The sequence below is a fragment of the Aneurinibacillus danicus genome (genome assembly GCF_007991215.1).
GTDB classification, from domain to species: Bacteria; Bacillota; Bacilli; order Aneurinibacillales; family Aneurinibacillaceae; genus Aneurinibacillus; species Aneurinibacillus danicus.
In genome coordinates this window covers 22,096-37,112 of the sequence record NZ_BJXX01000119.1, presented here as the reverse complement: position 1 = coordinate 37,112, position 15,017 = coordinate 22,096, and the positions used below count along the sequence as shown (strand labels likewise).

The following is a 15,017-nucleotide window of genomic DNA, read 5'->3' as shown; positions in this document are numbered from 1 at the left end:
TTATAAGATACCAAGCATTATTTACAGGGGTAGGCGAAAGTTGCTTTCCTTTCTCATCCAATACAAAAGCAAATTCTTTAGTCATTTCTGACTAGCCATCCTTTCGGAGAATTTTCCTTCTTGCCCAAATCAAGAGAGTGGACATGTGTTTTTGGCGTTTAGTTTCCATAACCTAGGCGAACTTTCTTCCTCAACACTCACAGAGCAACGGACTGAAGGTACATCCGAGGGTGTGACTTTACCATCTTCTCCTAATCTAGTTCATCATGCTGTTCTCCTTTCGAAAAACTACACTCACTAGGGCTAGAGAACACCAACCTGCATCGTAATAAACCTAGAGGTTACGGTTTGTTACAATATTTTGAAGCAGTTTGAAGTTCCTTCACACTCTTGTCTCATTATAACTATACCGCTTTTCCCTCTAAAGAAGAAGGGCAGCCAAAAATTAGCACATGAGATTTACGATCGTATCCATACAAATTTCCATGTTGAGTTAGACGCAAGGGTAAAGAATTGGTTGTGTTAAAAAACTCGCAGGCGCGGCCGCTCGTGCTTTTTCCTCGTTTATGATTATGAATGAAAGAAAAAAAGCGGGAGAACGAGGCATGCTGTCCTCCCGCCCGCTTCTTATTCTTTCATATACGTTTCCAGTGCTTTGCGCAGCTTGCCAAGCGCTCGCTGTTTCTGTTTCTTTACACGTTCATACGGAATGCCGATTATGGCGGCAACGTCTTTCAAAGAATGTCCATAGCGAATATGCAGCGTCAGACATCTCGCCTCCGCCTCGGTCAGATGTGTCATCCACGCCTGCCATACCGCCGCTTCGTCCGGCGGCCATGCGTTCGTATCTACAATCATATCCTGCCAATCGCCCTCCCCGTCTTCCCCGCAAGGCGCAGGGAACTGATGGCGGCTTTGCCAGCGATACTCCTTCGCATCCCAGTTCAACAGCGCACCGCGCACGATAAGATAGACATAGCTGGACAGGGAAGCTCCCCTCTTTGCATCATAAAACGCAAGCCTTCGCCAGCACGCGATGCGGGCCACCTGCCTCGCTTCATCCCGTAACCCGATGGGATAACGAGATACCATTCGTTCCAGCAGCCGTTCATACGTACTGAAAAACTCGACCCATTCGTTCTCTTCCATTGCTTCTCCTCACATTCGCGAGGACCGGTCCTGCATGTATTGCGCGCACTTTCATCATAGCCGCACCGGAGCATTCCTGCAGGAAGCCGGGAAGAGATAAGAGAGTCTTTGTAATTTTTTTCACATAAAAAACAACACGGTATCAGAAAATAGGCAGCATGAGATAGGGTGTATCAAACAATAGAGGTAAATTCAGAATGAAGGATGGAAGCGCAGCACATACTTGTTGAGGAGATGATTAGCATTGCGCAGCTGGCGGCTAACACGTTGACTCGAATATGGAATATCGAGTCTGTGACGATCTTTAAGAAAGAGTGTGCTGTCAGAACCGCTGTCTCGTTCGGTGTAGGTCAGAATGGAAGATTTGCGGGCAAATGCGGTACGGTGTGTTCGGTTGTCTGAGAGCTGATACAGAAACGGAACAAGTACCAGATTTTGATGCAATACAAGCGGTGCGAGCTTACGCTGGCCAAGCGTCCTGTAGGAGAATTTGCAGAGCTTCCGCCTGTCCATGCAGCATAAGTCGATTAAGCGGTTACAAAATTGGTTTGTTGTGCACTCGGCGTAGTAGGTTTGCTCACCGATACAAAGAATTGTGACATCACCAATGCCGGATAACTGTCCCGGATAGAAGAGATGGCCATCCTGCGCAAATCGTTCAACAGCAACTTCCTTGCTTATTAATTGGTGCATACTTGATTTTCTCCCCTTTTCATCAAAAATTAGGATAATTTGTATATATTTATATTATCCTATCACTTCCTGTAGAAAAAGGGGCTATCGATCGCAAGTTTCGCGGTTGTTCTACAAAACTATAAAATTCATACTAAAAACCCCCTCTTTTCAGAGGGGGATTATGACTGAACATTCATTCAATACAGCATATCTATTTCTATCCTATACTGCTGCCTGCTATTCAATGTAAACCGTTTTGCTTTCTGCATCCCAACGGGCTTTTGAACCTAACGCTTGCGCAACATGAGCAATTGGAAGCATCATTCGCTCATTCTTAATTTCAGGCGCTACATCTGTCGTAATATCCGTTCCATTCACTGTTATCTTTTTCACACCCATCTTAATCTGCACCACTTTGTTTCCCTTAAATAAAGAAACGGTTTGCGAGGCCTTATCCCATACAATATTATCCTCATTTATTCCCATCACTTCAGCCACATATCGCACCGGTAAGTATGTTCGGTCATTTTTGATATAAGGAGCTGCATCCATGGTTTTCTCTACATCACCAATTTTATATGTCGTGCTACCGATAACGAATGACCCGGTTAAATTCGTTTCTGATGGTGCCGGAGTAATTACATCCGCTACTTTGAAAGGTATGCCGCTTGTAATGTTAAATAACAGACTATTATATGGATGAGCTACTGCTGAGCCTGCAATCTTTGCTTCTAAAATCCCTTCTGGCACAGAACGGTCTACCGACAATTTAATATCAGAGATTTGAATTTTTGAAGGCTTTGTACTTTCCCCTTTAATATCTATTTTTAGACCTTCATACATGTCCGTTGGGGCCTTTGATAAATCTTTAGCTTGTATAACCTGAACCGAATCAATGAGTAAATCACCCTCAATCACCTTTATCTTTGGTGTACCTGTGAAAGTGACCCCCCTGGAGAAATAAACAAGAACATACCCTTGCTGTTTTCCAGCCACACCAAGATCAACGCTTTGCTTAACGGCTCCCTTTACGGTTTCAGCAAGAATAATATCCGGAATAGCCTGTCCTTGCAAGCCGATCTTTAGCTTTCCTTCCGCTAATGGTTTGGGTATGCCCGGTGGTATGGATTTAGCAATAACTACTTCTTGCTTTTCGATACCAGCCCCTTGGACGGTTGCTTCAATGTCGCCATAGACGCCTGTTTTAACTGCAAGGGCAGCTTCAAATACCAATTTGCGTTTACTGCTGGAAGGCGTGGTAGGGATAGCAAATGTGACTGTGTTTCTTTCAGCGTTTACAGTTCCGGTAACATCACTGCCAGAGTAATTAATTGAAGGACTGACAATAATCCCGGTTAACGGATTCACAGTTCCAGGGATTTTTACTGCGTCCGGTAATTCTACCTCTACTTCCCTTCCACCGATGAAAGCGCCCGGTGAAGTTTCTTCGATTGTCATCTTTACAACTTTTTTATCCTCAAACTTACTGGCGAGGATCTGGTTAACCTGCTCAACCTTAATGTTCGCTCCCCACTCCCGGTATTTCGCTATGACTACTTCCGCATCGCTTAATTCTGCACCTGAAATGGAAACCGTAACGTCTCCTGGCTGAGCGTCGCTCTTTGCCTTAATTCTTGGTGTGAAATATAAGAATCCGCGGGCATTATTTCCTGAAGGAATATTTAATGTAGCTGTTAGCGTGTTTCCGTCCATAATGACATTGGTAAGAGAAGCGCCTGCAAACCCACCGCTCCCTGTCATGGTAAGATTTTTCCACTCAAATTGAGAAGGAAGCTGGAACTTTACTGAAGAAGCGCCTCTTGCAACCTCGCCCGCCGCCACTTCTTCAATGCGGATAACCGCCCCGTCAGCTTCGGTTCCCCCAATGGATTCTATGGAGTCTACCATTGCAGTCGTCTTACCCGTGCTAATCACAGCGAATGTATAGTCCCCGCCAGAAATCGTGCTATCGATCGGCTCTACTCTTACTTTAAGCTCTCCCGAAGCGCCATTTACCTTTATATCAAGGGGAATCTGTATTTTGTCAGCTTTGTCATTATCGTTATTCACGACTGCACCTGACGGAGTAAGTTCCAGTATGCTATCTGTTTTAGTTACGATAGTAGCATTAGCAGGTATCGGATTATTCCACTTCACGCCCGATGGCAGCGTAACACGGAATGTATCACCTGTAGTAAAGTCGATATCATCTTCACTTACAAACAGAGTGGCTGTAGGGCTTCCAGCAGCATCATAATTAGAAGAAATGTTCAGGATACGATCTACATAATTGTTGCTGTTGGCTGAAGCGACAGACATCCAGGGCGCTACAGTCAGCGGTACAGCCAAAACGGTAATGGCACTTCCCTGTAGCACATGCAGTTTCCCTTTTCTTTTCATGTGTATCCCCCTTATTAAACTAGTAAACTCTATTTATGATAAAAAGAAAGCGCTAACAATTATTCTTAATCCCCTCCCTTCGTGTAAATCGTTTTAATAATTAGTATATTTGGATTATATATACAAAAGATGCTGTGGTCAATAAAAAATAACAGGTCTTTATGAATACAATATAACCCCCTGGAAAAGATAGTTTTTCAGGGGGTTATATTTACAACTTAATTTAATTACTTCCACTTGCCGTACCGGCTCCACCAGCAGCCACCCATGGTTTTTCATAGGCCAACTTCAGATTATCAAGCTGGATAAGCGTATCAAAGATCTGTTTTTCGTTATTCGCTACGGCCAGCTCTGCAGTGACCACATCGGCTTTAATCCCCACGCCTGCATCGTAACGTACTTTAGCCATTTTAAGTGTTTCCTCGGCTTTTTCTTTCTCTATCAGCAGCACCTTGTATTGATCTTCCAATTGCTTAATGGAATAGTAAATCGATCGCATTCCATCAGAAAGTTTTTGCTTCGTATCCTGCACTTTATTTGCCGCTGTACGGACATCAATTTCACTGGCTTTATACGGTGTAGTATTGCCTGCATTGTACGTATAAAGATCAACATCCAGCCGTTTTAGCTTTACCTGGTCTTCCGCCATGGCTACAGCATTGCTGTTGGAAACAATATATACAATATCATTCTCCAGTTCGGTCTCGTCTTTGTCAAACGGTTTGAACTGAGGTTCATCATTAAGCACAAAACGCGTCTCTTTCGAAGCACCGATCACGGAATTCAGCTTAAGATACGCATCTTCTACTGCTTTAGCAGCGGCAGCCTTCTGTTTTAAAGCCGATTCAAACTTCGCTTCCTCCTGACTTAATTCATAAAGGCTAATCGTTCCTTCAGCAGCCTTGTATGAAGCCAGTACCTTTTGCAGTTCAGCGTTTTTAGCTGAAGCATCAGCCAGTTTTTGTTGCTTTTGAGCTTTCAGCACGTTGTTATAAGCATTTTTTACTGAATAAATAATATTATCTTTTTCCAATTCGTACTGTCGCTTACTTATACCCCAGACTGCATCAGCCTGTGCAACTCCTTTGATTTTAGCACGATCTATGGCAGCTTGTGCCCCGTTACCTGTACCGGTAGGATAATATTCAATACTCGACCCCGCGCTTTGGCGCACTTCAAAAGCCCGATCAATTTCGTCTCCGGCATTTTTTAGCGGAATACTGGAGGCGAACGCTTTCTCAAGCGCTTGTTCATAGGTAAGCGTTTGACTTTGGACTACAGGAGCTTTATCCGCAGCGTATACAGGTACAGCCGACGGAAGCAATAAAGCAGTGGAAAGAACAAAAACAGGTAATTTCTTCATTATACTCATCTCCAAATAAAGAAGATTACAATATGAAAAAAGGAACTCCCGAACGGGAGCCCCTTCTTCATGTAGTTGTCAAGCTTACTTCGCAGCTTGGATTGTGATTTCGCTAGTTTCTTTGTTCCATTCGATGTTAGCGTTCAGAGCGTTAGCCAGGTAACGGATCGGAACCATTACACGGTTGTTTGTTTGAGCTTTGTTACGCCATACCGGAACGTCCATCGGAACTTTCGCGCCGTTTACAGTCAGGAACTTGTCGCCAACTTTACCGGAAACTACGCGGTCGCCTTTGAATACTGTGAACGTGCTAGTTTTGTCGTCCCAGATGATTTGATCATCGGATACGTTCAGCGCGTTAGCAGCGAAGCGAACCGGCAGGTAAGCACGATCCCAACCTACAAGCGGAGCTGCATCCATTTCGAGTTCTTTTCCGTCAACAGTATAAGTTTTGCTGTTGAGTTTGAATACGATATTAGAAGCAGTTGTGTCAGTCGGAGCCGGAGTTACAGTGGTAGCAATTGTTGCTTTAACTGCATCACTTTGATTGAATCTGCCAGCTTCAAGACCTGATTTGGAAGTATCGTCTGCATTCTCAACTACAGCGCTACCTTTAACTTTTACATCGATAGCACCTTCTGGAACAGTACGGTCAACTGTCAGTTTTACACCGCTAACTTTAATTTTGGAAGCTTTTGTGCTCTCAGATTTAACTGGGATAACAAGCACAGTATTATTTTCTGCACGTGTAATGCTATCAGTATCAAGTTGCAGATCCCCGTCAATAACTTCCACTTTCGGAACAGAACTGAAAGATACACCAGTTGGCAGAGTTAAGCGAATTTCTCCACGACCAGAGGTTGTTGTGATATCTACAGGTCCATAGTTTTTACCGGAAACTGCTGGGCTATAAGTAATGTCATCTTTGTTGAACTTTTCTGTTGTTTTCTCAATTGCGCCTTTTCCTGTTTCAGTGATTACAAAGTCAGGAGCATCTTGATCTTGAGCACCAATTTTCACTTTAGCTGGCTCTACGCTTTCAACTGTTACAGGCGCTTTTGCTTTTGCGATAACAACCTTTTGGTCTTCGATGCCAGAACCTTTTAAAGTTGCTTCGATGTCACCAGTTTTGTTACCTTGAATGCTTAATTGAAGTTTAAATTCGATTTTGCCTTTACTGGAAGTTAAAGTACTTCCAACTTGTGGCGTAATAATCACTTTGTTCTCTGAACCTTTTTTGATATCAAAATCTACACTGCTAAAGTTAGTTTTAGATGTTTCAGTGATACCAACAACTTTTACCCAACCTGGAAGTTCCATTGTCAAGTCGCGGTTGCTGATAAATGAACCTGCAACAGCTTCTTCAATAGTAATCTTTCCTGTTTTTGTATCAACATCATCTACTTTACCAGCGATCAGTTCATTTACTTTGTCAACTTTGAATGTTCCACCAAAGTCAGTGTATTTCGCGATAACAACATCTTGATCAGTGAACTCAGCACCAGAAATATTCACAGTTACATCCTGGAATTGTGCATCGCTATTCGCTTTGAAGGTCGGTTTGATGTAGATAGAACCGCGTTTCGCAGCATCTCCCCCACCATTAGGATTAACTGTTACTTTCAATGTACGGTTATCATCTTCTATTTCAACCTTTTTAATAGCGGAAGTTCCGAAGCCTCCACCTGATGTTACCTTGTCATATCCTGGCGTAGGGCTAGCACTATCATATTCCATATCACTAGACCATTCAAAGTTTGGTGAAAGTTTCACACGGAATGTTTGATCAGAAGTACGGCTTGAACCGAAGTCAACTGCACCAACAGCTGTTTCATCAATGCGAATAGTACCGCCTTCTACTTTTCCTTTACCAACTGACTTCACGTCGTCAACAACCGCATTTGTGCTGCCAGTACCTACAACAGCGAAAGTATAGGAACCAGAAGTGATTGTGCTATCAAGAGCTTCGATTTTCAACTTTTGCTCTCCAGCCTCAGCACCATCAAATTTCACATATAATGGGATAATGATTTTTTTACCAGTTGTTCCGTCAAGTGTTCCGTTGAAATTAGGAGTTACTTCAAGAACTTGGTCGCTAATTTTTGAAACTTTAGCGTTTGTAAAGTTAGTAGGAATTCCAACCTCGTCATCCCATTCAACACCAGAAGGGAGAACGATACGGAAAGTATCCTTACTAGTAATATCAGTATCATCTTGTTTAATTTCAAGGTCTGTTAAAGAAGTACTTTTGGCACCATCGTTGTTGTAATCAGACTCTACATTGATAATACTTTTAATAGTATTTGTGCTGTTTGCGCTAACTACGCCTGCGCCGAACGGAGCGGCTACAGAAGCGAGTAGTGCTGAAGTAGCAAGAACTTTAAGAGCTTTATTCTTGTTCACGTCTTTTCCTCCTAAGTTAGGATAATATTTTTTAACGGATATGTAACTACCTTTATAGTTTCAGCGTTCTTATAACCACAAAAGTAGCCTTCCATTGTGAAGGAACATAGTCCGCTTCCAGCTTGGTTGAGAGTATTGTCTATATATCTACGAGCTCCCTCTCCCATTTATGTACCTTCACCCCCTTTCGAGGGAGTCGAGCTCTTTTATATTTAATATTTATGTAACTTCTGAGTAGAGATAGGGCCTAGTGCTAATTTGCTAGGCAAATACACATTTGAAAGTATACAACAGTTTTTCGGCAGAGTAAATAGATTAATAGAAAATATTAACTGTTTTTCTTTTTCAAGAGTATTTATCCTTATTCATCCACTCATTCAATTAGACGAGATTTAATATAAAGAGTTGCGCTTATGCTTCAAAAAATTTTTCTTTTCTTCCCGTCTTGTTCGTTACATCTAATTAGACGACAGCACAAATAAAAAGTTGCACCTTAATCGCACATTTTACAAAATAATTTTTATGCTTCTCTTCTCTGTCTGAGCATCGCTACACTGGTACCCAAAAGAATCCAGAAGATAAAAGCAGTACCAATGATTGAGTCATTAAACAAGCCCTGCAATAAATAAGCAACTATCGCTACCAAAATGCTTGCGGAAAGCGCATCATTTTCTGTTTTAATGCGCTCTTTTAAAATACCTGCACCAGCTACAATATGTCGCACAACCAATATAAGAAACGCCAGCAAAGCAATGACACCCGATCCATATGCAATATTTAAGTACATATTATGCGGCTTATCTACAATTGTATTTGCGTCATTTATCCCTGAATTCTTATTTGGATCATCTTGCGGAAAATGGTATGCATATGTATCCATTCCGTAGCCTAATATAGGCCGCTGCTTGATTAAATTTAAAGTTTCTGACCAAATGTATGCACGTCCTGTACCTGCAGCCCACTGCTGCGGCGGAAGATTGAACTCCTGGAACGTTTCCTGGTTTTGAGTTTCCGCGTAGGCGGTATCTATCTTCAAAGGCGTATGCTGTTCATATAAATCTTTCCACCCAAATGCCGAAGCTGTTTTCTGGTCAATCCCATTCTGGGATTTTCCAACAAAGAAGCCTATACTCTCATCCCATACCTTCGGGTTATAACTATACATTCCAAAAAAGATAGCACTGAACAATGCAAAACAAGCAGCTAGAGTAAAAGCAGCCTGCTTTCTTTTGTCACTGGAAATAATTACCAATACAATGACAGGCAAAACAAAAACAAATGTAACAAATCCGCTGGTAGAAAGCGAAGCTAACAGCATAGCAAAAGCTACAGACGCAAGTAAAATATCTATGACTCGCTGTTTTTGCGATTCTATTAATACAGCTTTCGTTACAAACAAAGCAATAAGCATACCTGCAATCCCGCTGACATAGTTCGGATTGTTGATAGTGCTGTTAAAAAATGCGCCTGCTTGCTCTTTCACCCCACCTGGAAGTAAAATTCCGCGGAAGAACGCATTCTTTAATAAATCATAACCAAAAAAGTACATCAATCCTAAAAAAGCATTGACTAGCAAAAGCGGTATTAAAGCATTTATAATTGTTTTTACACTTTTTTCACTATAAAGAATATTAGCAGCTACAAAGAATAAAATAATATACCCCAGATATGTAATCATGCCTTCATGACGGTTATACTGCCCAAACATACTAATTGTTTTATAATCCGCAAATAGACTGGATGCAAGCAATACTACGAAAAGAACAGCGCTAGGAAGGTTAATATAGCTTTTTGGTATCTCGTAACCTTTAGCTATCATTTTATAGAGGAATAGACAGGAAACAATAATTGTTACAATGACAAGCCAAATAAACTTGTAATATGTAAAAACTTCCGCTTTCATGCCCGAATCCAGACTCGTTCCGGTGATGACCGGCGACTGGAATTCAAAAATTGCCGTTCTTGTAAGAAGAGGAATGACAACAATAGCAAACGCCAACATCCATATCAGCATCTTATCGACCGTTTTCTGCCCTTCCAGGTTTAACATCTGATCAATGTTCATATTTTTCTGTTTACTCATTTCCCTCTCCCTCTTATTGTTTAGCCTGAAGCTTGGCGTTAATATCGTTAAGCAAAGGAAGTGCCATTTCAGAAAGCTGCGGATCTGTATTTAACTTCCGCCCTTCTTCTAAATATTTTTTCGCTTTTGTATAATTCCCTAGTCTATATAGCACCTCACCATACTGAATTAAATAGCGCTGGTTGCGTACAAGAAAGGGGCGTTGTTTTTGCGCTTTTAAAAAATATTTATCCGCTTCTTCATATTTCTTTTCAGCCGCAAGGGATAGCCCATATCTCCACAGCAGCACATAACTATCTGGATAAGTCGACAGCAAGGCTTGATACGCCTTCCCAGCCTCAGCGAATTTCCCTTCTTTAGACTGCTGCTGAGCTCTCTGGTATGTCTCATAATCAGCCCGGTACTTCTCATCCTGTTTGTTCCCCAGCCATACACCTATAGGGATACAAACAACCGCCAATAGGGTCAAGCCATAGACAATCATATTTCGGCTTTTCCCGGACACGCTCTCTCCCATTGGAATAAATCTCCTTTCGCTAGCATTTTTATTACTTTTTATCTCTGCTCATCATTTCATTACCGCTGGCAATCTCCAGATTAAAATAGTTATACAGAGACTTTAAATCATCGTCTGATTTTATGCCTTCCGATGCCTCCCATTGAAACACGACACGCAATGTCTGAAGCAAAATTTTAATGTCGAGTGCAAGCGAGTAATTACGAACATACATTAAATCAAACCGCAGCTTATCTTCCACCGTTGTGCTGTATTTGGCCATAACCTGTGCCAGTCCGGTAATTCCAGGCTTTACAGACATCCTATATGTATAATCAGGGATGCTTTCGCAAAACTGCTCAATAAAAAATGCACGTTCAGGGCGTGGACCAACGAGACTCATGTCTCCTTTCAGCACATTAAACAACTGCGGAATTTCATCCAGCCTAGTCGCTCTAATAAACCGGCCAAGCGGTGTAATACGTGGATCATTATCCGTTGCAAGCGTAGGACCTGTCTTCTTCTCTGCATCATGCACCATGCTGCGGAATTTATAAATGAGATACTCCTTTCCGTTTCTTCCCATCCGTTCCTGCTTGAAAATAGCAGGGCCTTTGGATGTGAGAGGAATAAGGATAAAAAGGACAAGCATAATAGGGCTCAGAACGATAATCAAAAACGAGGAAACAATAACATCAAAGACACGTTTCAAAAAGAGTTGTGCAGCCGTAAGACCTGGAGGTTGAACAGACAAGACTAGCATGTCATCAATTTGCTGAGACTCGGCGTTTAGAATAAACAGTTCAAAAAGCTCAGGAACAATAAGCACTTCTTTTCCATAACGGGAGCAGTAGCTTAAAATCTCCGCTCTCTGTTCACGAGATAAAGACGGACTTAAAAGTACAACGTCTGCTTCCTGAATCGCCTCAACTGTTTGCTTCCAAAGATGTACCGGGACAAAATTTTGGATAATGAACCAGCCGGACGTATGCTGCATAAATTTGCGTGCGAATTGGAGCGCCTGTTCCAAGCTTTGATCTATAATAAGAACCTTTCTACGGCCATAACGTTGTTTGGCTATCCACCAGACACAAGAACGAAGAATTATGAATAAGGTTAATTGAATTAAAAACGATAGTACGATAACACTTCGCGGAAAAGAAAAGCCACGATACCAGAATGTTAATGCCATCGTAAACAAACTAAGCATTCCTATAGAAAGTACAATCGTGTAGATAAGGTGATATAGACTTTTTCTTCGCCAATTCGAGTAAAGATCGAACATATAAAAAATAATCAGAGCTACAAATGAGAGCCACGGCAAAACTTTGGTATAAGAAGACCAGTTATAAAGAGGAATTGTTTCGCCAAACTTCAAATAGAAAGCAGCGACAATACCTATATGCACAAGCAAAATATCAAACAGCGCAAACAGCACCTTGTATACTTTAATCATAAAATTCCTACTCATTTATTCGCCCCATTTGAAAACATAGTTCTTAACTATGCAAGAAATTTCGACAAAAAATTCCATACATAAGTAATAATAACCCAGGAGTTTTGGAATGTGTATAGAAAATTACGTTTTATACCATATTTAGTAATAACACAATACGTGAGATTACGTCTTCACTCCAGGTCTGTCTATGTGTATTACCGGTTATCATATACAAAAGACGTCGGGAAAATGTTTTTCGGCTCTCCAGAAAGCGGAACAGTGTTTTCTTTTTTTCTTTATCCAATTCTTCTCCATATAGCTTCATAAACTCCTGTGCCTGGCGAGTAATAAAGCCATACTCTCTTTTTTTTACATATCGCTTAAATCTCTTTATCCATCTACCTATTATAGTATGATCAGCTCCCACCGTATTTCCTCCATGCTGCCGGTATAGCATCCGACTTTCCTTGTCATATATTACTTTGCCAAAGGCTGCAATTACGAGATAAAACCACCAATCATGCATAATCACGTTTTTGTACTGAGGAACTTTTTCTAAAATTTTTTTTCGTGCCGCTTGATTCATTACAATCGTACAGCCGGTTGCAATATTTTGTATAATGGCATTTTCAAAGGAAGGACCCTTTTTACGAAGTGGGTACATACCGACATGTTCCAGTTTTTCATTTACTAATTCTACCCGTCCACAGTATAAACATGGAGTATCTTCAGGTATATGCTCGAGCTGACGCAGTGCAGCTTCAATTTTATCTCTTTTCCAATAATCATCCTGGTCGCAAAAGGCCACATAATCTGCCTGATCTGAAGCCTTACTTAACAATTCAAAGAAACTTGGAATGACTCCTTTATTGCTTCCCCATAGAACTTTTATATTTCCATGTCGCAGATAAGTTTTGAGAATAGTTTTTGTATTATCACTAGAGCCGTCATCTCTAATAAAGATATCAACAGAGGGATGCGTTTGCGCCAAAAGGCTATCGATTTGTTCCGCGATATACTTCTCTCCGTTATAAGAAGAAAGCAAAACCTGTACACTTTTCACCAATCTTTCACCTGCCCATCTACCATCATAACAAAAAAGACCGGATACGTTACTCCGGTCTTGCAAATTCTCTCATAAACTCCTGCAGCGCTTCTTGCCACGGACGTAAATCCTCCATCCCCTGTAAGCGGATCATCATGTGATCTAACACCGAGTATGCAGGACGCGGAGCGGGAAGCGGGTACTCACTTGTTGGAATTGGATTAACTTTCATATTCGTAAGCCCTGCTGCTGCAAAAATCGCACAGGCAAATTCATACCATGAACAACTTCCCGTATTCGAGGCATGGTAAGTGCCATATGCTTCAGTTTCCAATAACCGCATAAGAAACTTCGCTAAATCTACTGTATAAGTTGGACACCCAACCTGATCATGTACCACATTAATTTCGTTACGTGTCTCGGCCAGGCGAAGCATCGTTTTCACAAAATTATGCCCATATTTACCATACACCCACGAGGTACGCACAATAAAAAAGCGCGAGCAAAGCTGCCGCACAAACTGTTCGCCTGCCCATTTCGACTTCCCATACACACTTTGCGGATTTATCTCCGAGAATTCCGTGTACGGCACAGACGCCTGTCCATCAAAAACATAGTCTGTACTTATATGTATCAATTTTGCCTGATACTTCTCGGCTTCAACGGCCAGATTACGCGCTCCAAGCGCATTTACCTGGTAGGCATGTTTAACCTCCTGCTCCGCCAAATCGACCTTCGTATAAGCAGCCGTGTGAATGATGACATCCGGTTGGATATACTCCACCGTCTGTTTCACCTGTTCCTGATTTACGATATCCAGCTGCTCACGAGCATATGAATGCACTTCATATCCTTTTTCTGTAAGCAACCGCGTGACATCTGTTCCTAGCTGCCCCGTTCCTCCAGTCACAAGTATTTTCATTTGTGGACCTCTTCCAGTCTATTTTTATACTGTTGTTCGTAATACTTCTGGTAGTCACCGCTAATAATGCGCTCCCACCACTTCTGATTTTCCAAATACCACTGAATGGTTTTTACAATCCCGGTTTTAAATGTATACTTGGGTTCCCAGCCTAATTCTGTACGAATTTTCGTTGCATCAATTGCATAACGTCGGTCATGCCCTGGGCGGTCTTGCACAAAGCGGATTAAGTCTTCTGATTTACCTAACTCCTTCAAAATACGCTTAACGATCTCAATGTTTGTCCGCTCGTTATTGCCACCAACATTATAAACTTCTCCGGCCTTTCCTTTGTGAATAACCAAATCAATGGCTGCACAGTGATCTTCTACATACAGCCAGTCACGCACGTTTAGACCATCACCGTATACAGGAAGTTCTTTTCCTTTTAATGCATTAATAATCATCAATGGAATCAGCTTCTCCGGAAAATGATACGGCCCATAGTTATTCGAACAACGGGTAATATTTACAGGAAGGCCATACGTTTCATGATACGCCCGCACTAATAAATCAGCCCCAGCTTTACTAGCGGAATAGGGACTGTTTGGGGCAAGCGAAGTTTCCTCAGTAAAATAGCCCGTCTCCCCTAATGTTCCGTATACTTCATCAGTAGAAACCTGAACATATTTTTTTATATTATGTTTTTTCGCAACATCAAGTAATACCTGCGTTCCCATAATATTTGTTTTCACAAAAATATCAGGCTCGGTAATGCTGCGGTCAACATGTGATTCAGCCGCGAAGTTCACAATTACATCTACACCATCCGCTACTAGAGAATCTACTAGCTCCCGGTCTGTAATGTCTCCCTTCACAAACCGATAGTTTGGTTTCTCTTCTGACTTTTGCAGATTCTCTAAGTTTCCGGCATATGTAAGAGCGTCTAAATTGACGAACTGGTAGTCAGGATATTTTTCTACCATATAATTGACAAAGTTACTCCCGATAAAGCCAGCTCCACCGGTAATGAGTATTTTCATAAATTATCTGCTCCCTCTATA

Annotated in this window: 11 protein-coding genes; all 11 read right to left on the bottom strand. The window is 41.6% G+C overall.

Annotated features, from left to right (window positions below):
* Positions 1-627 precede the first annotated feature (627 nt).
* Positions 628-1,149: an RNA polymerase sigma factor gene (locus tag ADA01nite_RS13045; RefSeq protein WP_146810539.1), complete on the bottom strand. Its 522-nt coding sequence runs from the start codon at positions 1,147-1,149 to the stop codon at positions 628-630.
* A gap of 192 nt (positions 1,150-1,341) precedes the next feature.
* Complete coding sequence (locus tag ADA01nite_RS13040) at positions 1,342-1,842, bottom strand: hypothetical protein (protein WP_146810537.1); 501 nt, start codon at positions 1,840-1,842, stop codon at positions 1,342-1,344.
* A gap of 219 nt (positions 1,843-2,061) precedes the next feature.
* On the bottom strand, positions 2,062-4,224 hold the full coding sequence (locus ADA01nite_RS13035) for a copper amine oxidase N-terminal domain-containing protein (RefSeq protein WP_146810535.1): 2,163 nt from the start codon (positions 4,222-4,224) through the stop codon (positions 2,062-2,064).
* 223 nt (positions 4,225-4,447) lie between these two features.
* Positions 4,448-5,587: a TolC family protein gene (locus ADA01nite_RS13030; protein WP_170230274.1), complete on the bottom strand. Its 1,140-nt coding sequence runs from the start codon at positions 5,585-5,587 to the stop codon at positions 4,448-4,450.
* An 84-nt stretch (positions 5,588-5,671) separates the two neighbouring features.
* The gene (locus tag ADA01nite_RS13025) at positions 5,672-7,990 is read right to left on the bottom strand and encodes a copper amine oxidase N-terminal domain-containing protein (RefSeq protein ID WP_146810531.1); all 2,319 of its coding nucleotides are present in this window, start codon (positions 7,988-7,990) and stop codon (positions 5,672-5,674) included.
* 520 nt (positions 7,991-8,510) lie between these two features.
* Positions 8,511-10,073: an O-antigen ligase family protein gene (locus tag ADA01nite_RS13020; protein ID WP_146810529.1), complete on the bottom strand. Its 1,563-nt coding sequence runs from the start codon at positions 10,071-10,073 to the stop codon at positions 8,511-8,513.
* 13 nt (positions 10,074-10,086) lie between these two features.
* Positions 10,087-10,590: a tetratricopeptide repeat protein gene (locus ADA01nite_RS13015; RefSeq protein WP_146810527.1), complete on the bottom strand. Its 504-nt coding sequence runs from the start codon at positions 10,588-10,590 to the stop codon at positions 10,087-10,089.
* A gap of 31 nt (positions 10,591-10,621) precedes the next feature.
* Positions 10,622-12,040 (bottom strand): sugar transferase, encoded by a 1,419-nt coding sequence (locus tag ADA01nite_RS13010; RefSeq protein WP_146810524.1) that lies wholly within the window; start codon positions 12,038-12,040, stop codon positions 10,622-10,624.
* Between the two features lie 115 nt (positions 12,041-12,155).
* Positions 12,156-13,070, bottom strand: coding sequence for a glycosyltransferase family 2 protein (locus ADA01nite_RS13005; RefSeq protein WP_170230273.1), 915 nt, complete (start codon positions 13,068-13,070; stop codon positions 12,156-12,158).
* A gap of 49 nt (positions 13,071-13,119) precedes the next feature.
* Positions 13,120-13,974 (bottom strand): dTDP-4-dehydrorhamnose reductase, encoded by an 855-nt coding sequence (gene rfbD / locus ADA01nite_RS13000; RefSeq protein WP_146810521.1) that lies wholly within the window; start codon positions 13,972-13,974, stop codon positions 13,120-13,122.
* Positions 13,971-14,996, bottom strand: a complete 1,026-nt coding sequence (rmlB, locus tag ADA01nite_RS12995; protein WP_146810519.1) for a dTDP-D-glucose-4,6-dehydratase RmlB — start codon at positions 14,994-14,996, stop codon at positions 13,971-13,973. The genes rfbD and rmlB overlap by 4 nt, the downstream gene beginning before the upstream one ends.
* Between the last annotated feature and the right edge of the window lie 21 nt (positions 14,997-15,017).

Excerpts from the sequence above, each read along its gene's own strand:
- ADA01nite_RS13045 (WP_146810539.1), bottom strand. The coding sequence starts at position 1,149 with ATGGAAGAGAACGAATGGGTCGAGTTTTTCAGTACGTATGAACGGCTG.
- ADA01nite_RS13040 (WP_146810537.1), bottom strand. The coding sequence starts at position 1,842 with ATGCACCAATTAATAAGCAAGGAAGTTGCTGTTGAACGATTTGCGCAG.
- ADA01nite_RS13035 (WP_146810535.1), bottom strand. The coding sequence starts at position 4,224 with ATGAAAAGAAAAGGGAAACTGCATGTGCTACAGGGAAGTGCCATTACC.
- ADA01nite_RS13030 (WP_170230274.1), bottom strand. The coding sequence starts at position 5,587 with ATGAAGAAATTACCTGTTTTTGTTCTTTCCACTGCTTTATTGCTTCCG.
- ADA01nite_RS13020 (WP_146810529.1), bottom strand. The coding sequence starts at position 10,073 with ATGAGTAAACAGAAAAATATGAACATTGATCAGATGTTAAACCTGGAA.
- ADA01nite_RS13015 (WP_146810527.1), bottom strand. The coding sequence starts at position 10,590 with ATGGGAGAGAGCGTGTCCGGGAAAAGCCGAAATATGATTGTCTATGGC.
- ADA01nite_RS13010 (WP_146810524.1), bottom strand. The coding sequence starts at position 12,040 with ATGAGTAGGAATTTTATGATTAAAGTATACAAGGTGCTGTTTGCGCTG.
- rfbD (WP_146810521.1), bottom strand. The coding sequence starts at position 13,974 with ATGAAAATACTTGTGACTGGAGGAACGGGGCAGCTAGGAACAGATGTC.
- rmlB (WP_146810519.1), bottom strand. The coding sequence starts at position 14,996 with ATGAAAATACTCATTACCGGTGGAGCTGGCTTTATCGGGAGTAACTTT.